Source organism: Thiothrix sp. UBA5583, from assembly GCA_002425225.1.
Lineage (GTDB): Bacteria > Pseudomonadota > Gammaproteobacteria > Thiotrichales > Thiotrichaceae > Thiothrix > Thiothrix moscowensis.
The window spans coordinates 1-19,118 of sequence record DILV01000013.1 but is presented as its reverse complement, the minus strand read 5'-3'; the positions used below and the strand labels follow the sequence as shown (position 1 = coordinate 19,118).

The following is a 19,118-nucleotide window of genomic DNA, read 5'->3' as shown; positions in this document are numbered from 1 at the left end:
ATAAAATAAGATTACCCATCATTGTCATTAATTTCAGTCACCCAAGTTTGTTCCATTGCCAGCAACTGTTCCAGCTCTGCCGCGCTAAAACCTGCCTGCAAGCGTGCCTCGGTATAAAACGGACCACGCAAGGGCGCTCCCATGACTTCACGCAATAGCTGCCGGAAAGTGGCTTCCGTTTCCAGCCCGCGTTGTTCACAGCAATGCCGGAACCAGCGCGAACCAATCCGCACATGCCCGATTTCGTCACGCAGGATGATTTCCAGAATGCTGACAGTCTGCTCATCCCCCACTTCCCGCAATCGCGCCATCATCCCCGGCGTCACGTCCAGCCCACGTGCTTCCAGCACACGCGGAACCAGTGCCATCCGCACCATCACGTCATGATCCGTCTTGCAGGCTTGTTCCCACAAGCCGTTATGGGCGGGCAGATCACCATACTGACAGCCGAAATCCTGCATCCGCGCCTGTAACAGGCTGAAATGATAAGCCTCCTCCGCCGCTACTTGCAGCCAGTCGCCGTAGTAGGCATCCGGCATGTCGCGGAAACGGTAAACTGCATCCAGCCCCAGATTGATGGCATTGAATTCAATGTGGGCAACGGCATGTAGCAAGGCACGACGGCCTTCCAGTGAAGCCAGCTTGCGCTGTTTGACCTGACGAGGGTGCACCAGCTCGGGTTTGGCAGGCCGACCGGGAATTGGTACAGGCTGTACCGGACATTCAGCGGTATTCTCCCGCCACAACTTACCCTCTTGCCAATCCGCATACAATTGTTGGGCACAAGCAAGTTTTTGCTCAAGATCAGTTTGCATTAGGCAGGCATAAGCTGCCGCGTACAGGTTTTGCATTACAGTTTCAGGCCGATGATAACATCCATTACATTCGTGCCCGTCGGGCCTGTATGAAGCAGGTCGCCGCTGGCTTCGAGGAATGTACCAGCATCGGCATTCTGCAAACAAGCCAGTGGGTCAAGGTTTTCATAACTTCCTCGCTGCAAGGTTCCGCAATCCACCAAGGCTCCGGCATCAGCCGTCACACCATCCGTACCATCGGTTCCCGCTGCCAGCAGCCATAGGTTCTCACCCGGCTGGATATGCAAGGCAGCCGCCAGTGCCAAGTGCTGGTTGCGCCCCCCGCGCCCAGGGTTGGCAGGTAACTTGACCGTAGTTTCCGCACCCCACGCATACAATCCTGCGGGAGCCTGTCGCAGGTATTCGATGCAGGTTTGTGCGACAGCTTCAGCATCGCCTGTGAGGAAATCGGGCATGACGGAACAGGACGTTGTCATTGCTTCCAGCATTTGCCGGTTGCTAGTAATGATTTCCCAGTCAAAAGTTGCCAAGGGCGCAGGAAATAGCAGACCAGAACCAATCACATGCGGGTCATCACCCGGTACATCAGAAACCAGCAAGCAGGTGACAGGGCGTTCCCCAAGATATTGCCACAGCTTGCCACCCTTGATCAGTGACAGGCCACGGCGCATGGCATTGATTTCGCTGATAGAGGAACCGTTAGCCAACAATTCCTGCGTGGCTGCCTGCAAACCCTCCAGTGTCCATCCCTCTTCCAACACCTCCACCAGACTGGATGTGCCGCCGGAGATCAGGAACAGCACCGGCTCGCCTGCTGGCAAGTCTTGCAGGTATGTCAGCAATTGTTGCCCGGCTTGCAAGGAAGACTCATCCGGCACGGGATGGGCAGCTTCAATCACCTGCACCTGTTTCGGCAAACGGCTGTTACCTGCCGCATGGTCATGTTTGGTAATCAGCAAGCCACTGCACAGATTTCCATGCAAGTAACGGGATGCCCCCTGCAACATGGCGACCGCCGCCTTGCCAATGGCAACCACATGGCATGGCTCACGCCTGCCCCTGCCAACCAGCGCCCGGTAAACCGCCTGTTCACCATTGACGACAGCAAGCGCAGATGCATACAGCTCTATCAACTTATTGCGATGACCGGACATTTGAACCCTTTTGTTTGCATGAAATTGCCAGCGCAAGACAGGGATATTTGTCTATAATGGCTCGAATATCCCCCATCACCCCTGAAAAACTGCATGAGCTGTGTATTACCCCCCGTCTGTGTTTTTTGCCAGCACTTTCTGGAAAACGATCCAGACAGAGAATGTATGGCTTTCGAGGAAATACCTGCCGCCATCATGGATGGCAAATGTGACCACGTAGACCCTTACCCCGGCGATAGCGGCTACCGTTTTCGTCTGATTCCGTCAGAAATGCAAACCTTCATCGAGCTGAACGAAATCCGCCAGGAATTCGAGTTACTGCCGTTCCGCCTGCCCGACGCCTGATTCACCCAGCCCCTGCGCCAGATCGCGCTGGATGTCACGGATATTCTCAAGCCCGACGGAAATACGCACCAACCCGTCCGCAATGCCCGCCTGCATTTTCTGTTCTGGTGTCAGCCTGCCATGCGTCGTGGTGGCAGGATGGGTAATGGTTGACTTGGTATCCCCCAGATTTGCCGTAATCGACAGCATCCGGGTTGCATCAATCACACGCCAGGCAGCTTCTTGCCCACCCTTGACGATGAAAGACACTATCCCGCCGAAACCGCTTTGCTGCTGCCTTGCCAGCTCATGCTGTGGGTGGGAGATCAGCCCCGGATAAAACACCTGTTCCACTGCCGGGTGAGCTTGTAACCAGTGGGCAAGCTGCATGGCATTGTCACAGTGGGCACGCATCCGTAAACTCAACGTTTCCAGTCCTTTCAGAAAAACCCAGGCATTGAACGGACTCATGGTCACGCCACCATTGCGCAAAATGGTATAGACATCTTTGCCAACGAGCGTCTTGTCACCAACAACAGCCCCGCCCAACGCCCTGCCCTGCCCATCCAGATATTTGGTGGCAGAATGCACCACAATATCTGCGCCCAATTCCAACGGACGTTGTAACGCCGGAGAGCAAAAGCAATTATCAATAACCAGCAGGCTACCATGCCGGTGGGCAATCTCTGCCAATGCACGAATATCAACCAGTTCGGTCAAGGGATTGGCAGGCGTTTCAGCAAACAGCAAACGGGTATTAGGGCGCAAAGCTGCTTCCCAACCATCCAGATCAGGCAGGTCCACAAACTCAACCTCAACCCCAAACTTGCCAATACAGTTTTGCAGCAGCAAGGTGGTTGTGCCGAAAACCGAGCGCGAACACAGCACATGATCGCCAGCCTTCAGCAAACCCAGCATGACAGCGAGGATAGCAGACATGCCGGATGAAGTTGCCACACAGCTTTCACCACCCTCCAGTGCTGCCAGCCGATCCTGAAAATAACGCACAGTAGGGTTGGTAAACCGGGCATAGATATTACCCGGCTCAGTACCACCAAAACGGGCAGCGGCTTCCGCAGCATTCCTGAAAACAAAACTGGAGGTTGGAAAAATGGCTTCGGAATGTTCATTTTCCAGAGTACGCACATGCCCTGCACGCACAGCGAGCGTTTCAAACTCCCACTCGTTATCCATCAAACCTTATCCCTCACGTTTGCGGGTAATCAATACCAGCGTATTTTCCTGCACCCGGTCGAACAGGTCGATGACATCACGGTTACGCATACGGATGCAGCCGTGGGAAGCGGGTGCTCCCAGCTTGCCTTCCTCATCCGTACCGTGGATGTAGATGTAACGTGTGTAGGAATCCACATCCCCACCCTTGTTGACACCCGGTTCCATACCATCCAGCCACAGGATGCGGGTGGTCACATTGTCTTCGCTGCTCTCAGCTCCCGGCGCAGTCAGGATGTCGGCAATACGCCCGGTATTCTGGCGTGCCTTGAAAATACTGCCCAACGCTGCACCATCACCAATTTTCTGCGCAATGCGATGTACCCCCAGCGGAGTCTGATCACTGCCTTTCTGGCTACCAAGACCATTGCTTGCGGTGGAAATGACCCACTCCCCAGCAACCTGCCCCTCTGCCAATAACAGCATTTTCTGGGCGGTAGCATCCACCAGCAACACCTGCTTGGTATCATGCCCCGGAAAACGTTGCGCCAAATCCTGCACAATGGATGCTAGTTCAGTTGTGTCAGGTTGTGCCGCCTGCGCCTGTGGTGTTTGTGTCGGAATAGCCAGCGGCATTACCCCACCATTATCCGCCATCACCATTCCCCCATTAAGCGCTGTCACAAATATCAATGGCAGCCATGTCATTTTCACGCCTTGTTTTTTCTTCATCATTGCGTAAAGCCTCCAGTTCAGTAAAGTAATCGGCAGTCTCGCCGGTAACGTAGCAACCGGTAAACACCGAACAGTCAAAATTTTTCAGGCGTGGATTGCCCTTGCTGACAGCGGCGATCAGATCATCCAGCGGCAGATAGACCAAACGGTCAACCCCAATAGCTTCGGCTACCTGTTGTTCGGTTCTGTCATGCGCAATTAGTTCCTTGGCGGCAGGCATATCAATCCCGTAAATGTTGGGATACTTGATTGCCGGAGACGCTGAAGCAAAATAAACCTTTTTCGCCCCTGCATCCCGCGCCATTTGCACAATTTCCCCAGAGGTTGTGCCACGCACAATGGAATCATCCACCAGCATCACGTTCTTGCCCTTGAATTCCAGCCCTAGCGGGTTCAGTTTCTGCCGTACCGATTTCTTGCGCTTGGCTTGTCCCGGCATGATGAAAGTGCGCCCGATGTAACGGTTTTTGATGAAGCCTTCCCGGTATTGCACCCCGAGTGTATACGCCATCTCCAACGCTGAGGTGCGGCTGGTATCAGGAATCGGGATCACCACATCAATGTCATGCTCAGGCCATTCACGCATGACCCGTTCTGCCATCTTGCGCCCCATACGCATCCGCGCCTTGTGCACAAACACATTGTCGATGATGGAATCGGGGCGGGCAAAATAGACATACTCAAAAATGCAAGTGCTATAACGCGGGTTATCTGCACACTGGCGCGTGAAAACCTGCCCATCAGAACCGATGAAAATGGCTTCACCCGGCTCAATATCACGCACCAGATTGAATCCCAGCGCATCGAGTGCCACGCTTTCCGAAGCCAGCATGAATTCCTTGCCCTTGGCAGACTCACGCATCCCGTACACCAGCGGGCGAATGCCATTTGGGTCACGGAAACCTACCAACCCGTCACGGGTCAGCATGGCAACCACGGCATAAGCCCCCTTGCAACGCTTGTGCACACCGGAAACGGCAGAAAAAATGTCATCCGGGGTGACATGCAAGGCATCCTGACGCAGCAGTTCTTGCGCAAACACGTTCAACAGGATCTCGGAATCCGACTCGGTATTAATCTGCCGCCTGTCCTGCCGATACAACTCCTTGCGCAAGATATGGGCATTGGTCAGGTTGCCATTGTGCGCCAGAGAAATGCCATACGGGCTGTTAACATAGAAAGGCTGGGCTTCCGCCGAAGAAGATGACCCTGCTGTTGGGTAACGTACATGCCCAACCCCCATCGTGCCCTGAAGCATCCGCATGTGACGCTCCTGAAACACATCCTTGACCAGACCGTTTTCACGGCGCAGGTAGAGTTTCCTGCCATCACTGGTCACGATGCCTGCGGCATCCTGCCCACGGTGTTGCAAAACAGTCAAGCCATCGTACAACGCCTGATTAACCGGCTCATGAGCAATAATCCCGATAATTCCGCACATAGCAATGCCTTCACCAGAAACGAAAACGTCATATTCTAACCCTGTAAAAACAAAACAGCCATGCACGATGTATGCATGGCTGTATCACGGTATTTTTACAGGAACATCCGAACCTATTGAGGCTGCACCACCGCAGGTCGTTCCAGATAACTGGAAAAATCCTGCGGAATCATCTCTTTGAGCGTGGCAGCAGTGCCTTCAAACCAAGGCATCATGACCGAACTTTTCCACCAGTCCTGCTTTGGATAAGCCGTCAACCCCATGAGCAATACCAGCAAAGTAATAATCAAGCCACCCCGTAAGACACCAAATGCCCCGCCTAGTACGTGGTCAACACCACCCAAACCAATGGAGGATACAGCCGTGCTGAGCAAATGATTGACGATTGCTCCAATGACCAACACCCCAAAAAAGATGATGGCAAAAGCAATACCCAGCTTGACCACTTCACTCTGCACAGCAAAAGGCAAGCGGGCTGCCAACGGCTTCACATACAAAATGGAAAACCCAAAAGCAGCCACCCAAGTTGCCAGGGAAAGTGCTTCCCTGACAAAGCCACGTATCAAGCCAATGACAGCCGACAACACAATCAGGACAAGAATAGCTATGTCTAGGTATTGTGCTGTCATGAATTAGTTACTGGTCACAAAGCTGTTCTTGACATACTCGTTTTGGGTGTAACGACGCTTCAGGCTGGCTTGTGCATTGCTAGCATCTGCCTTGGTCTTGAACCCGGTAGCATGTACACGATAAATGGTCTTCCCACTGACAGTTGCCTTGGTGACTGCGACTTTCTGGCCATCAGAAGACAAAGACGCAGCGATGGAATTGGCTTTAGCCTGATCGGAAACAGCCGCGAACTGGATATTGAAAGAACCAGCACCACCAGCGCTCGGCGCACTGTTTGAGCCACCTGCACCAGCACCTGTACCCGTGCTGGAGTTGCCTGGACGACCAGCAGCGGCTGCCAGTTCACGTGACTTGTCAGCAGCAGCTTTTTCTGCTGCGGCTTTTGCAGCAGCTTCCTTGGCAGCCTTTTCTTTGGCGACTTTATCGGCTTCAGCTTTTGCCTTGCTTTCTGCCGAGGTTGGAGCCGGTACACGATGCTCATTTACCAGAACCGGATTAGCTGGCTTCTTGGCTGGCGGCTGGTTGTCTGTAGTCGCCGGTTTGTCATGAGTGGATGCACTGCTGCCACCCATGCTGGAAGAAGGCGCCAGTGCCACACCGGAAGCTGCCTGTCCCTGACCGCCTGTTGCCTGACCAGTACCTGCCTGGGAACCACCACCTGACGGAACTGCTGTATTGCCACCCATATTACCAGTGCCATCCTTGATCTTACCGTCAGTATCCACAATCTGGCGGGACTCGCCTTGAGCAGGACGGACACTCAAATCTGTCGTGTTGGTTTGCATATTGGGTAAATTGACATCAGGAAACAAACCTCCACCTTGCTGGGCAGTACCTGCCTGTCCCTGAGCAGCCATATTTTGCTGGGCAGCACCACCCTGAAGAGCAGGATTAACTCCTTCGTTAATCAGAGATGGCTTTTGTTCACCAGAGCCTGCCACACCAGGGAAACCCAGAATAGGCTTGGTTTCAGCAGTGTTATTCATCGCCATATCTGGCGCATCCTGCTTTTTGCTTCTCAGCAATGCCGCCAGTAACAGCGCTGCTACCAGCACCAGTACCACTGCGCCAATCATCCGTTTGGTTGTAGCCTTGTTGTCCATCTGATTTACTGCTCCTTCATGTAAGTGTGACACTCAAAAAATTTTTAGTGATTCGCGCTCGTCAGCGGTCGACGCATAATCAACACCGTTGCGGACTGAGGATTTCCAGCATACCGGATACTACCAGAAAAGAGCCGAAGGCAACTACCCTATCCTCTTTTTCCGCACTAAACTTGATATAATTCCAAGCAGACTGAAAATCGACGTGCAAATGGACAGGTTTACGAACCCCCGTTTCCCGCATTTTTTCTATCAGTGCATCAACGCTAATTGCCCTGTATCCCGGCAGCGGAACTAAATGCCACTCATCCATGTGCATTGCTACTGATTCTACAACCCCGGTAACATCCTTATCTGCAAGTATAGAAAAGATTGCACAGGTTTTACCAGTCGCAGGATTTTTTTTCAGCCATAATGCCAATTCTTTCGCGGCTTCCGGGTTATGCGCGACATCCAGAATCACCTCAGGAGCAACATGCACCTGCTGCATCCTTCCGGCAATGCGGACAGAAGCCAGACCTGCATGGATTGCCGCCGCCGATACCGGCAAACGATCCTGCAACTGCTGCAAGGCTGTCACCACACAGGCAGCGTTACGCCGCTGCACATCGCCCACCAGCGCCGGTTGTGGAATGCCATCCGTAGTGAAATCCCGCCCATATTGCAACAATCTGGCTCCCAGACGTTCAGCCTGAGCCGCAATGACCGCCGGAGGTTCAGGATCACCACACACCACCGGCTTGCCTGCCCGCATGATGCCTGCTTTCTCATAACCGATCGCTTCACGGGTATGCCCCAGCCAGTCCACATGGTCGATACCGATACTGGTGATGATGGCAACATCCGCATCCCACAGGTTACAGGCATCCAGCCGCCCGCCAAGACCGACTTCCAGCACCATGACATCGACATTGTCTTGCAAAAAGCACCAGACGGCTGCCAAAGTACCAAACTCAAAGTAAGTCAGGTCAATGTCATCGCGAGCCTGGTCAATCACTGCAAACGCAGCACAGATGGTTGCGTCAGTCACCGGTTCGCCATTGATGGCAATACGCTCGTTATAACGCAGCAGATGGGGAGAAGTGTAAGTGCCGACCTTGTAGCCTTGTTCTTGCAGGATGCTGGTCAGCATGGTGCTGCTAGAACCCTTGCCGTTGGTTCCCCCTACCGTAATGACAGGAACCGGCAACGTCAGCAACCCCATGCGTCCTGCCACAATGGAGATACGCTCCAACCCCAGCTTGATGGCTGACAGGAACAGGTTTTCCTGCCAGCGCAGCCAGTCATCCAAGGTATTCAAGCGGCTACCGGCTCATCACCCCGCACAGGATGGGGTTTGTGTTGCAGCATGGAAACTAGGTCAGCGATGGTTTCACGCATTTTGTTACGGTGTACAATCATGTCGACCGCACCTTTCTCTTGCAGGAATTCACTGCGCTGGAAACCTTCCGGCAGCTTTTCCCGCACGGTCTGCTCAATGACACGCGGCCCTGCGAAACCAATCAGCGCCTTGGGTTCACCAATATGGATGTCGCCCAACATGGCAAAACTGGCAGAAACCCCACCCATGGTTGGGTCTGTCAGCACGGAAATGAACGGAATGCCCTTATCACTCAGACGGGTCAATACCGCACTGGTTTTGGACATCTGCATCAACGAGAACAGTGCTTCCTGCATCCGCGCACCGCCACTGGCAGCAAAGCAGATATACGGTAGTTTCTGGGTCATGGCAGCTTCCGCGCCACGAACAAAGCGTTCACCAACCACTGACCCCATCGAGCCACCCATGAAACGGAAATCAAACGCAGCCACTACCATTGGTACACCCAGTACCGTACCTTTCATGACAATCAGGGCATCTTTTTCACCGGTTTCTTTCTGTGCAGCCGCCAGACGATCCTTGTAGCGTTTGGTATCCTTGAACTTGAGGATGTCGGTGGGAGCAACATTCGCGGCAATTTCTTCACGCCCTGCCGGGTCAAGGAATACATCGAGGCGACGGCGGGCATGGATGCGCATGTGATAGTCGCATTTCGGGCAAACGTCGCCGTTGCGTTCCAGCTCTGCCCGGTACAGGACTGCCTGACAAGCGGGGCACTGATGCCACAAACCTTCCGGGATGGATTTCTTTTCGGTAGTCGCCGTCTCGGTACGAATGCGTGACGGCAGCAGTTTTTCAAACCAGCTCATTGGTCATTTTACCCCTTAAGCGGCATCCATCGCCTGACGCATGGAAGCCAGCAAGCCACTGATATTGTGCATGATAGCAGCATGGTCAGCGGGTGTCGCTTCGATCTGCTTAATGACGGCACTACCGACCACCACTGCATCTGCCACTTTGGCAACGGCAGCGGCAGATTCCGCATCCTTGATGCCGAAACCGACACCCAACGGCAGGTCAGTGTGTGTGCGGATTTGTGCAATACGTTCGGCTACCACACCCACGTCCAGCGTGCTGGCGCCCGTGACGCCTTTCAGTGAGACGTAATAGATGAAGCCACCACCGGCTTGCGCCACGCTTTTCATGCGCATGGCTGGTGTGGTGGGTGAGAGCAGGAAAATCGGGGCAATGCCGTGTTGCTTGAACAGCGGCAGGACACCCATACCCTCTTCCGGCGGCAAATCAACGGTCAGTGCGCCATCCACCCCGGCTGCCTCGGCAGCTTTGGCGAATGCCTCGTAACCCATGATTTCAATCGGGTTGAGATAGCCCATCAGCACCACCGGGGTGGTCTGATTGGTGGTGCGGAATTCCTTCACCATACCGAGGATGTCGCCTAGGCTGGTTCCATGCACCAGGGCGCGTTCGTGCGCCTGCTGGATGGTCGGGCCATCCGCCATCGGGTCGGAAAATGGCACACCCAGTTCAATGATGTTGGCTCCGGCTTCCACCATACGGTGCATCAGCGGCACAGTAATCGAGGGGTGCGGGTCGCCCGCCGTGATGTAGGGGATCAGCGCGGTCTTGCCCTGCGCTTTCAGGGCGGCGAAACAGGCGGCAATGCGGCTCATAAGGTGATGCCCTCCAGACGCGCGATGGTGTTGATGTCCTTGTCGCCACGCCCGGACAGGTTGACGATGATGATTTGATCCTTGCTCATGGTGGGAGCCAGTTTCATGGCGTAGGCCAACGCATGGCTGCTTTCCAGTGCCGGGATAATGCCTTCCTTGCGGGTCAGCGCATGGAAACCCTGCATCGCTTCCTTGTCAGTCACTGCCACGTAGTTGGCACGACCGATGTCTTTCAGCCAGGCATGTTCCGGGCCAACGCCGGGGTAATCCAGACCGGCGGAAATGGAATGGGTTTCGATGATCTGCCCGTTGCTGTCTTCCATCAGGTAGGTGCGGTTGCCGTGCAAGACGCCCGGTTTGCCTGCACACAAGGGCGCGGCGTGCTTGCCGGTTTCGATGCCGTCACCTGCTGCTTCCACGCCGTAGATTTTCACCGACTCATCTTGCAGGAATGGGTGGAACAGGCCGATGGCGTTGGAACCGCCGCCCACACAAGCAACCAGCGCATCCGGCAAACGACCTTCCAGTTCCTGAATTTGTTGGCGGGCTTCACGCCCGATCACGCTCTGAAAATCACGCACCATGGCGGGGTAAGGATGAGGCCCCGCGACCGTGCCGATGATGTAGAACGTGTCATCAACATTCGTTACCCAGTCGCGCATGGCTTCGTTGAGCGCATCTTTCAGGGTTTTGGAACCGGACGTGACGGGGACGACAGTAGCACCCAGCAATTTCATGCGGAAAACATTGGGGGCTTGGCGTTGCACATCTTCCGCCCCCATGTAGACCACGCATTCGAGGCCGAGGCGGGCGGCGATGGTGGCGGAAGCCACCCCGTGCTGGCCTGCGCCGGTTTCAGCGATAATGCGTTTCTTGCCCATGTATTTGGCGAGCAACGCCTGACCAATGGTGTTGTTGATCTTGTGTGCGCCGGTGTGGTTGAGGTCTTCGCGCTTGAGGTAAATTTTTGCGCCACCCAGTTCGCGTGTCCAGCGTTCCGCCAGATACAGCGGGCTGGGGCGACCGACGTAATATTGCAGGTCACTGTCAAACTCGGCCTGGAATACCGGGTCGTTTTTGAGTTGTTCGTAGGCTTGTTCCAGTTCGTAGATCGGCTCCATCAGCGTTTCCGCGACGAAACGCCCGCCGTAAACACCAAAATGCCCGGCTTTGTCCGGCATGGCGTTCCAGTTGAATTCGCTGAATTTCACTTCACCGCGCTCCTGCGTGTGGGTCGTAAAAACCGGGTACGTTACCATAAGCCGAATCAGCTATCCATATAACAAAAAAGGCGCCCCGCAGGACGCCTTTGCACGATTTCGATGACAAAATCTGCTTATTGGGCAGCAGCAGGAGCTGCTGGAGCAGCTACAGGCGCTTGCTGAGGCTGAACGGCTACCGGCATTTGTGGAGCCATCATTGGAACGCCGTAACCTTCTTTCGCAAAGTTGTTGTAACCATAACCGTTGCCGCTGCCATTGCCGTAACCATAGCCATTGCCAGCGCCGTACCAGTCACCGTTGCCTTTGCCGTTAGCAGCCATGTCGGTATTCATGTCGGTTTTGCCTTTGCCTTTGAAGTTGATGCTGAATTCAACTTCACCGTCAGCAGTGCCTTTGCCACGACCCCAGCCGTTTACATCGCCGTTGCCATTGCCATAGGTGTTGCCGTTAGCAGCGGTAGTACCTGTGCCGTTGCCGTAACCATTGCCGTAACCGGAACCGTTGTCGAAGCCATCAAAGAATTCAGCAGAAGCAGCGCCAGAAAAAGCGATCAGGGCAGCGAAAGCGATAGTTTGCAGTTTCATAAATCTTGTCTCCTAAGCTTGTTGTTTCAAGTATGTTTGAATATGAGACAATATTAATATTAGAATTCTCTAATGTAAAGATTTTTTTGTGGCTGTCAGGAACTTTTTTTACAGGGTCTGTAACGCTTGCCCAATCACCTGATAAGCATGAGCCAGTTCTGCCTCTTCCACACAATACGGAGGCAACAGGTACACCACATTGCCCAATGGCCGCAGTAACAGCCCACGTTCATGGAAAAATGCCTTGAGTTTTGCCCCTATGCCAGAGCTGTAACCCGCATCGCTGGCGACCACATCGAAAGCCGCAATGGTGCCCATCACCCGTACCCGTTGCACTAGTGGATGATCTACCAAGGTTGCCATGCCCTGCCTTTGCCATGTTTCGATCTGCGGCAGTTTTGCCAGGGTTTGCTCATCCTCGAAGACTTGCAAGGAGGCCAGTGCTGCCGCGCAACCGAGTGGGTTGGCGGTAAAGGAATGCCCGTGCACCAATGCCCGGTCAAAAGTTTCGCCCAGAAACGCAGCATAAACCTCTTCACGCACCACGGTGACAGACATAGGCAGAAAACCCGCTGTCAGCCCTTTGGACAGGCAGATCATATCCGGTGTCACTTGTGCCTTGAGACTGGCAAACAGTGCCCCAGTACGCCCGAAGCCCGTCATCACCTCATCGAAAATCAGCAGGATACCCGCCGCACGCAACCGTTTAGCCAGTGCTTGCAGGAATTGCGGGCGACACATGCGCATTCCGGCAGAACCTTGCACCAACGGCTCAATGATTACCGCTGCAATGCTATTGCCATGATCAGCGAGACAGGTTTCCAAACACGTCAGGGCAGCTTGCTCACGGGCTTCTACCCCGGTATCGCCTTCCCAAGTTTCCGGGAATGGCAACAAACCGACCTCAAACAACAAACTGCCGTAGGTATCGAAAAAGTGACTGCCCCTGCCTGCTGACATTGCCCCAACAGTATCGCCGTGGTAGCCACCGGTAAATGCGAGAAAACGGGTACGCTGGCTCTCACCCTGATTACGCCAGTATTGCAGCGCAATTTTTAGTGACACTTCTACAGCGGTGGAACCATCATCGCTGAAAAAGATCCGTGTCAGCCCCTGTGGCAGGCGCTGCACCAGCTCAGTAGCAAGCTGCACGGCAGGCTGATGAGTGAATCCGGCGAAAATGACCTGTTCCAGCGTCTGCGCCTGTCTGGCAATGGCGGCGGCAATGGTTGGGTGGGCATGACCGTGAATATTCACCCACCAGGAGGAAATCAGATCGAGGAATTCCCGCCCGTCTGCTGCCTGCAAACGCATACCGCTAGCAGCGACGATTTCGATGGGATCAGGTGCTGTTTGCTCCTGAGTGAAAGGATGCCAGACATGGCGGCGATCAAAAATTAACGTATCAGACACATCTTGTTCCGGTAACAAATCTTGCTGGTTCCGAAAATTATGGTCTAGAATCCTCTCCGTGTCAGTTTTACCGAGTAGTGAACGTAGTTTATCCATGAGAATAAAGAAACTTATCCAGCGGTTTGGTGTGTTAGCCGCCTTGTTGAGCATGTCAGCCAACGCCTTTGCAGGTTCCTGCGATCAGCAACACGTGAACGTGTTACGCCAGAAAGCCAGTGTCTACAATGATGTCATCACCGATGCCGCTATCAAGTACCGCATCAACCCCGCCCTGATCACCGCCATCATCACCGCCGAAAGCTGTTTCCAGAATGAAGCCCGTTCCCACAAGGGTGCTGGTGGCCTGATGCAACTGATCCCGGCAACAGCCAAACGTTTCGGAGTTAGTGACCGTTTCGATCCGGCAGAAAATATTGAGGGTGGAACCCGCTACCTGCGCTGGTTGCTCAACCGTTACGGTGGCAGCATTCCCCATGCCGTAGCCGCCTATAACGCAGGTGAAGGGCGTGTTGACGAATACGGTGTTCATGTCCCCTTCGAGGAAACCGCCACCTATAGCCGCCGCGTCCTGAATGCTTACAGCAAGCTGGCCAGCAGCGGGCGCACCCGCACAGCAAAACCACAGGCGGTAGCAAAAGCAAAGACGCAGCCTCAGGTCAGGGTTATACATGCCTCCTACCGCAACCAGGCTCCCTCCGCGACCAAAACCCCGGAGCATTGGCCGTGGGATAATTATTGATGGGCGGCAGCCTCTTTTTCACATTGCTTGAATTGCTTGCGGCTCTGTTCATCGTTGTGATCGGGGTCGCCATCCTACTGGGTATCGGCGTTTACCTGCACGATACCCGCCAGACCAAAAGTGCCATTTTGCGCAATTATCCGGTCATTGGGCATTTTCGCTACTGGCTGGAACATCTGGGCGAGTTTCTGCGCCAGTACTTCTTTGCGATGGATCGGGAGGAAATGCCCTTCAACCGTGCCCAACGCTCGTGGGTCTACCGAGCGGCGAAAAACATTGATACTACGGTTGCGTTCGGCTCAACCATCAACCTCAACGCACCGGGGACGACCATTTTCGTCAACTGCGCTTACCCGGTGCTGGATAGCGATACCGCCCCCACCCAGCCGCGCCGTGTCGGCCCCTATTGCCGCGAACCGTATGATGCCCCCGCGTTTTTCAACATTTCTGCGATGAGTTACGGTGCGCTATCCAATCCTGCCATCCGCGCCCTGTCGCGTGGTGCCAAACAGGCGGGCTGCTGGTTGAATACCGGCGAAGGCGGTCTTGCCCCTGCCCATCTGGAGGGCGGTTGTGATGTCGTTTTCCAGATCGGTACAGCGAAATACGGGGTACGCGATCTGGAAGGCAACCTTAGCGATGCCAAACTGCGTGAAGTGGCTGCCATTCCGCAAGTGAAAATGTTTGAGCTGAAACTCAGTCAGGGTGCAAAACCCGGCAAGGGTGGCATCCTGCCTGCGGAAAAAGTCACGGAAGAAATCGCCCTGATTCGCGGCATTCCAGCACATCAAGCCTCCATCAGCCCCAACCGTCACCCGGAAATCAGTGACGAACAAGATTTGCTGGACATGCTGAACCGTATCCGCGAGGTGACAGGCAAGCCTGTGGGCTTCAAGGCCGTGGTTGGCGGCTACCGCTGGCTGGAAAAACTGTGCCATGAAATCAACCGGCGCGGCATGGAAAGCGCCCCCGATTTCATCACCCTCGACAGTGGCGATGGTGGCACAGGTGCTGCCCCAATGAGTCTGCTGGATTATGTGGGGTTGCCGATCCAGGAATCCCTGCCGAACGTGGTCGACATGCTCTACAAGTTTGGCCTGCGTGAACGTATTCGCATTATTGCCGCTGGCAAATTGCTAAATCCCTCACAAGTGGCGTGGGCACTGTGCGCCGGGGCTGATTTCGTCAACAGCGGGCGTGGTTTCATGTTTGCGCTGGGTTGCATTCAGGCCATGCAGTGCAACAAGAATACCTGCCCAACCGGCATTACCACCCATAATCCACGCCTGCAAAAAGGTTTGGTGGTAGAAGACAAGGCCACCCGCGTTGCCAGTTACCACCAGAATCTGGTGCATGAAGTGGAAACCATTGCGCATTCTTGTGGGGTACACGAGCCTCGTGAATTGCGCCGCCAGCACTGCCGCATCGTGCAGCCGGACGGCAAAATACTGCCGCTGGATCAGCTTTACCCCTACCCCAAACGCAGCGAAAAACCAGCGGAAGAAACAGGCTAAAACGTGTTGCCCCGTTCACGCAACCAGCCAGTCATGCTAAAGCGCTCACGCCGTGCAGGCATGACTTCGTGCCAAAAGCGTGCACTGCGGAACAGCACCAGCGTGCCTGCATGAGGAAAAATGTCGATGTATTCGCCGCCATCTGAGCCATCGGTGTAAAAGCGCAATTGCCCGCAATCACTTTCGCGCCAATCCTCATTCAGGTACAGCACTGCTGTGACTAGGCGGGCGCTGGTTCCCCGAAAATTGTCCAAATGACGTTTGTAGAAAGCACCTGGCGGGTACACCGCAAAATGCGCTTCAAACTCAAATAAGCCCAGATACAGCAAACGGTTGAGATTTTGGCGCAGGTCTTCGATGAAATGCTGGTAATCCGCCAATGCACCGGATGCTGCCCGCTCCAGCCATTGCACCTGATCCGTGCGGATGGATTCGTTGACATTCAGTTCCTGCCCACGCCCGATACCAGCAGCATGGAATTCACCTGCATCCCATTGTGCCTGTGCCTGCTTCCGCAATTCACGCACCTGATCCAGCGGCAACAACGCTGGCAACACTACCCAGCCCTGATCAGCCAATGCATCGGCAACAGCCTCCACATCAACCCGATCCAGTAACGTTTCCACCCCTGTTGTCATGTTCATTGTTTTAGCCCCAGTCCACGTGCCAGTCGCGTTTGCCGTTGCCGCACGCCCATACCTTGCCGTGCATTCCAGTGACGCAAGAGCGCAATCCGGTCAACTGCCATCAAACCTGCCGCCCGCGCATGTGCCAGCGGCGCAAAATCATTGGAAAATACCCGCACCAGCGTATCGGTGTAGCGCACTACGGACTGGTGATCCGGTTCGCGCAAACGCTGATAACGTGCCAGCAAGTCTGCCGCACCGGGGTCACTGTTCGCCAATACCGTTTCTGCTAACAAATCAGCCAGTTGCGCCACATCCCGCAGCCCCAGGTTCAACCCCTGCCCTGTCACCGGATGCAATGCGTGGGAAGCATTACCAATCACCACCGCACGCCCTGCCACTTCCTTGACGGCTTTCTGCAACACCAGCGGATAGGCAGCACGTTGCCCCACTTTGGTGAAAGCACCTTGCCGATAACCGAATTCCAACTGCAATTTGCGCAGAAAGTCGGCATCATCAAGTTGCAAGGTATTGGCTACCTCGTCATCCCGATGTGTCCACACCAGTGAATAGCGCCCTTCAGTCAGTGGCAACAAAGCCAACGGGCCGTTGGCAGTGAAACGTTCGTAAGCCGTATTGCGGTGCGGTTCCGAGGTGGTGACATTGGCAATCAGGGCAGTCTGGTGGTATTCGCTGCGGATGCTGTCAATGCCGAGCGCTTCACGCACACTGGAATCGCGCCCGTCGGATACCACCAGCAAGCGGGTTTGCAGGGTATCCACCACACCATTGCGCTCGATTTGAACCTGCACACTATCAGCAGACTGTTCCACCCCGTACACCTTTGCCGGAACAAGCAAGGCAATCTCGCCGGTAGCCAATTCATCGTATAGCAGCTTGCCCAGTACCCGGCTTTCCACCACATAACCCAGTGCAGGCACATTTTCTTCCGTGGCCTCCATGCGGGCAGCACCGAAATGCCCCCGGTCGGAAACGTGGATATGCTGGATGCTTTCCACCCCGGAACGCAATTTGCCCCAGATGCCCATGCCTTGATAGATACGGCTGGAACCATACGACAACGCAATGGAACGGTCATCGTAACTGGGCTGTTCCGCCACGCCGAAGTTGTAGGCTTCGATCAGGCCGACTTTCAGTTTCAAGGGTTTGAGGGCTACGGCGAGGCTTGCGCCTACCATGCCGCCACCGACGATCAGGACATCAAACATGGGATTTCCCCTGCTTAGGGCGTTGAATATATTTATCATATTTTGGTGGCTATCGACAGATAACTTCTGTCGATAAGTTTTATGACTGGCACGACCAGCTTCCCGACAGTGCGCCGACCACTTGTCCGCTCAGAGTCCGTCCCGTATTTGCATCTCTTCACGGATGACTTTGCGTAGCAGGCTTTCCAACGCCGATTCACCTTGATGTAAGTAATGGCGCAAAACCTGATTGATGGCGGTCTGATAACCAATGCCTTGCTCTTCTGCCTGTGAGCGGAAAGCCGCCAAGACATCATCATCCACGTACATGGTGATGCGGGTTTTGCCGCCTTGTGCCTGTAACTTTGCCAAGTGGGGAACTTCACTTGCCGGTTTGGACTGGCTGAAGTCGTATTCGTTACGCATAAAGTGCTGCCTCGCGTGCGGTGGCTTTATCAGGGTCGGGAATTACCCTCGCCAACGGGTCATGCAGGCTTTCAACCGCTTCCTCAAAACTGACTTTGTGCTTTTTCAGGTTGGAAGCGGCTTTGCGTGGGTCGTATTCGATTCTCATCGGTTAATCATACATACAATATGCAGACATTAGAACAGCTTCGCACACCAAAGAAAAAGCCGGAATACGCCCCCGGCACATCATGCATCAGGAAGTGAATCACTTCACCGCCTGTTACATTCACTACACGCGATGCCCCAATGTGTTCAAATGTGTTATCCGACCGCTGCAAGATAAGATCAAACGACCTCTACTAAAAATGCTCCCGCTTCCAGTTCGCGCTTGATGGCAGTCCAGTGTTTCTTGAAAATTTCCAGCAGTTTTTGTTTGGAGCAATTACCAACACGTACCCAGACGATTTTGGGGTAATGCTTACTGACAGAGGCGCGAAACTGGAAGTCGTCATCTTTGGTGATAATGACCCAATCATTTTCGAGTGCGAAAGACCAAATCTCACTATCAACCGCTTCCAACAAGCCAGCATCCAGCACATGAATAGCGTCTTCGCCCAAACTTGCCAAAAACCGCGCCAGCGCGGGTGGCAACTGGGCATCAACAATGAAGCGCATTAGGCTGCCAACAACACGGGGTGGTCAAACTGACGGGCAGCATACATCAATACGGCGCGGATGTCGGCACGTTCCAGATAGGGGTAGTCTTCGAGGATTTCGGTCGTTTCCATCCCTTCCGCCAACATCCCTAATATATCTTGCACACGGATACGCATCCCTCTGACACAAGGACGACCGCCACACTTGTCAGCGTCTACTGTGATACGGCTCAACAAATTCTCCACTGCCATGTATCCACCTGCTTGATTAATCGAAGGCAATACTGCCCAGCTTCCTGGGTGTAGTATACAAGAAAAGGGAAAAGCCGGAATACGCCCTAATGCCAGTCAGTTAACCTG

The 19,118-nt window shown here is 54.3% G+C and carries 22 protein-coding genes; 3 read left to right on the top strand and 19 right to left on the bottom strand.

The annotated features are described in order from the left end of the window. Window positions 1-11 precede the first annotated feature (11 nt). Complete coding sequence (locus B2U47_RS04230) at window positions 12-851, bottom strand: ferritin-like domain-containing protein (RefSeq protein WP_296674825.1); 840 nt, start codon at window positions 849-851, stop codon at window positions 12-14. After that, window positions 851-1,969: a glycerate kinase type-2 family protein gene (locus tag B2U47_RS04225; RefSeq protein ID WP_296674822.1), complete on the bottom strand. Its 1,119-nt coding sequence runs from the start codon at window positions 1,967-1,969 to the stop codon at window positions 851-853. The genes B2U47_RS04230 and B2U47_RS04225 overlap by 1 nt, the downstream gene beginning before the upstream one ends. Window positions 1,970-2,134: 165 nt before the next feature. On the opposite strand from B2U47_RS04225, the gene B2U47_RS04220 reads away from it, so the two are divergent. Further along, window positions 2,135-2,314: a hypothetical protein gene (locus tag B2U47_RS04220; RefSeq protein ID WP_296674819.1), complete on the top strand. Its 180-nt coding sequence runs from the start codon at window positions 2,135-2,137 to the stop codon at window positions 2,312-2,314. On the opposite strand, the gene B2U47_RS04215 is transcribed toward B2U47_RS04220, so the two are convergent. The 11 genes from B2U47_RS04215 to bioA all read right to left on the bottom strand — a co-directional run bounded on the left by B2U47_RS04215 (window position 2,285) and on the right by bioA (window position 13,607). Then, window positions 2,285-3,487, bottom strand: a complete 1,203-nt coding sequence (locus tag B2U47_RS04215; RefSeq protein WP_296674815.1) for an O-succinylhomoserine sulfhydrylase — start codon at window positions 3,485-3,487, stop codon at window positions 2,285-2,287. The two genes, B2U47_RS04220 and B2U47_RS04215, sit on opposite strands and share 30 nt — an antisense overlap. Window positions 3,488-3,493: 6 nt before the next feature. After that, window positions 3,494-4,201: a L,D-transpeptidase gene (locus B2U47_RS04210; protein WP_296674814.1), complete on the bottom strand. Its 708-nt coding sequence runs from the start codon at window positions 4,199-4,201 to the stop codon at window positions 3,494-3,496. Continuing rightward, window positions 4,137-5,642, bottom strand: coding sequence for an amidophosphoribosyltransferase (gene purF, locus B2U47_RS04205; RefSeq protein ID WP_296674810.1), 1,506 nt, complete (start codon window positions 5,640-5,642; stop codon window positions 4,137-4,139). The genes B2U47_RS04210 and purF overlap by 65 nt, the downstream gene beginning before the upstream one ends. A 113-nt stretch (window positions 5,643-5,755) precedes the next feature. Further along, entirely contained in the window at window positions 5,756-6,271 is a 516-nt protein-coding gene (locus B2U47_RS04200) for a CvpA family protein (RefSeq protein WP_296674808.1), read from the bottom strand. A 3-nt stretch (window positions 6,272-6,274) separates the two neighbouring features. Beyond that, complete coding sequence (locus B2U47_RS04195) at window positions 6,275-7,375, bottom strand: SPOR domain-containing protein (protein ID WP_296674806.1); 1,101 nt, start codon at window positions 7,373-7,375, stop codon at window positions 6,275-6,277. Window positions 7,376-7,454: 79 nt separating this feature from the next. Further along, entirely contained in the window at window positions 7,455-8,675 is a 1,221-nt protein-coding gene (gene folC, locus B2U47_RS04190) for a bifunctional tetrahydrofolate synthase/dihydrofolate synthase (protein ID WP_296674803.1), read from the bottom strand. Then, window positions 8,672-9,565 (bottom strand): acetyl-CoA carboxylase, carboxyltransferase subunit beta, encoded by an 894-nt coding sequence (accD, locus tag B2U47_RS04185; protein WP_296674800.1) that lies wholly within the window; start codon window positions 9,563-9,565, stop codon window positions 8,672-8,674. The genes folC and accD overlap by 4 nt, the downstream gene beginning before the upstream one ends. Window positions 9,566-9,580: 15 nt before the next feature. Next, complete coding sequence (gene trpA, locus B2U47_RS04180; RefSeq protein ID WP_296674797.1) at window positions 9,581-10,387, bottom strand: tryptophan synthase subunit alpha; 807 nt, start codon at window positions 10,385-10,387, stop codon at window positions 9,581-9,583. After that, on the bottom strand, window positions 10,384-11,568 hold the full coding sequence (gene trpB, locus B2U47_RS04175; RefSeq protein ID WP_296674834.1) for a tryptophan synthase subunit beta: 1,185 nt from the start codon (window positions 11,566-11,568) through the stop codon (window positions 10,384-10,386). The genes trpA and trpB overlap by 4 nt, the downstream gene beginning before the upstream one ends. 155 nt (window positions 11,569-11,723) lie before the next feature. Next, complete coding sequence (locus B2U47_RS04170; protein ID WP_296674795.1) at window positions 11,724-12,194, bottom strand: sulfur globule family protein; 471 nt, start codon at window positions 12,192-12,194, stop codon at window positions 11,724-11,726. A 108-nt stretch (window positions 12,195-12,302) separates the two neighbouring features. Beyond that, window positions 12,303-13,607, bottom strand: a complete 1,305-nt coding sequence (gene bioA / locus B2U47_RS04165; RefSeq protein WP_296674793.1) for an adenosylmethionine--8-amino-7-oxononanoate transaminase — start codon at window positions 13,605-13,607, stop codon at window positions 12,303-12,305. A 94-nt stretch (window positions 13,608-13,701) separates the two neighbouring features. On the opposite strand from bioA, the gene B2U47_RS04160 reads away from it, so the two are divergent. Together B2U47_RS04160 and B2U47_RS04155 are read left to right on the top strand one after the other, a co-directional pair. Next, on the top strand, window positions 13,702-14,346 hold the full coding sequence (locus B2U47_RS04160; protein WP_296674789.1) for a lytic transglycosylase domain-containing protein: 645 nt from the start codon (window positions 13,702-13,704) through the stop codon (window positions 14,344-14,346). After that, on the top strand, window positions 14,346-15,860 hold the full coding sequence (locus B2U47_RS04155; RefSeq protein WP_296674786.1) for an FMN-binding glutamate synthase family protein: 1,515 nt from the start codon (window positions 14,346-14,348) through the stop codon (window positions 15,858-15,860). The genes B2U47_RS04160 and B2U47_RS04155 overlap by 1 nt, the downstream gene beginning before the upstream one ends. On the opposite strand, the gene B2U47_RS04150 is transcribed toward B2U47_RS04155, so the two are convergent. The 6 genes from B2U47_RS04150 to B2U47_RS04125 form a co-directional block, all read right to left on the bottom strand. Then, a complete protein-coding gene (locus tag B2U47_RS04150; protein WP_296674784.1) occupies window positions 15,857-16,504 on the bottom strand; it encodes a 2OG-Fe(II) oxygenase in 648 nt (215 codons plus the stop codon). The two genes, B2U47_RS04155 and B2U47_RS04150, sit on opposite strands and share 4 nt — an antisense overlap. Beyond that, a complete protein-coding gene (gene ubiH, locus B2U47_RS04145) occupies window positions 16,501-17,715 on the bottom strand; it encodes a 2-octaprenyl-6-methoxyphenyl hydroxylase (protein WP_296674782.1) in 1,215 nt (404 codons plus the stop codon). Before ubiH ends, B2U47_RS04150 begins: the two co-directional genes overlap by 4 nt. A 129-nt stretch (window positions 17,716-17,844) precedes the next feature. Further along, the gene (locus B2U47_RS04140) at window positions 17,845-18,120 is read right to left on the bottom strand and encodes a BrnA antitoxin family protein (protein WP_296674779.1); all 276 of its coding nucleotides are present in this window, start codon (window positions 18,118-18,120) and stop codon (window positions 17,845-17,847) included. Beyond that, on the bottom strand, window positions 18,113-18,268 hold the full coding sequence (locus B2U47_RS04135) for a BrnT family toxin (protein WP_296674776.1): 156 nt from the start codon (window positions 18,266-18,268) through the stop codon (window positions 18,113-18,115). The genes B2U47_RS04140 and B2U47_RS04135 overlap by 8 nt, the downstream gene beginning before the upstream one ends. Window positions 18,269-18,447: 179 nt before the next feature. Further along, a complete protein-coding gene (locus B2U47_RS04130; RefSeq protein WP_296674773.1) occupies window positions 18,448-18,777 on the bottom strand; it encodes a DUF5615 family PIN-like protein in 330 nt (109 codons plus the stop codon). Further along, on the bottom strand, window positions 18,777-19,010 hold the full coding sequence (locus B2U47_RS04125; protein WP_296674772.1) for a DUF433 domain-containing protein: 234 nt from the start codon (window positions 19,008-19,010) through the stop codon (window positions 18,777-18,779). Before B2U47_RS04125 ends, B2U47_RS04130 begins: the two co-directional genes overlap by 1 nt. Between the last annotated feature and the right edge of the window lie 108 nt (window positions 19,011-19,118).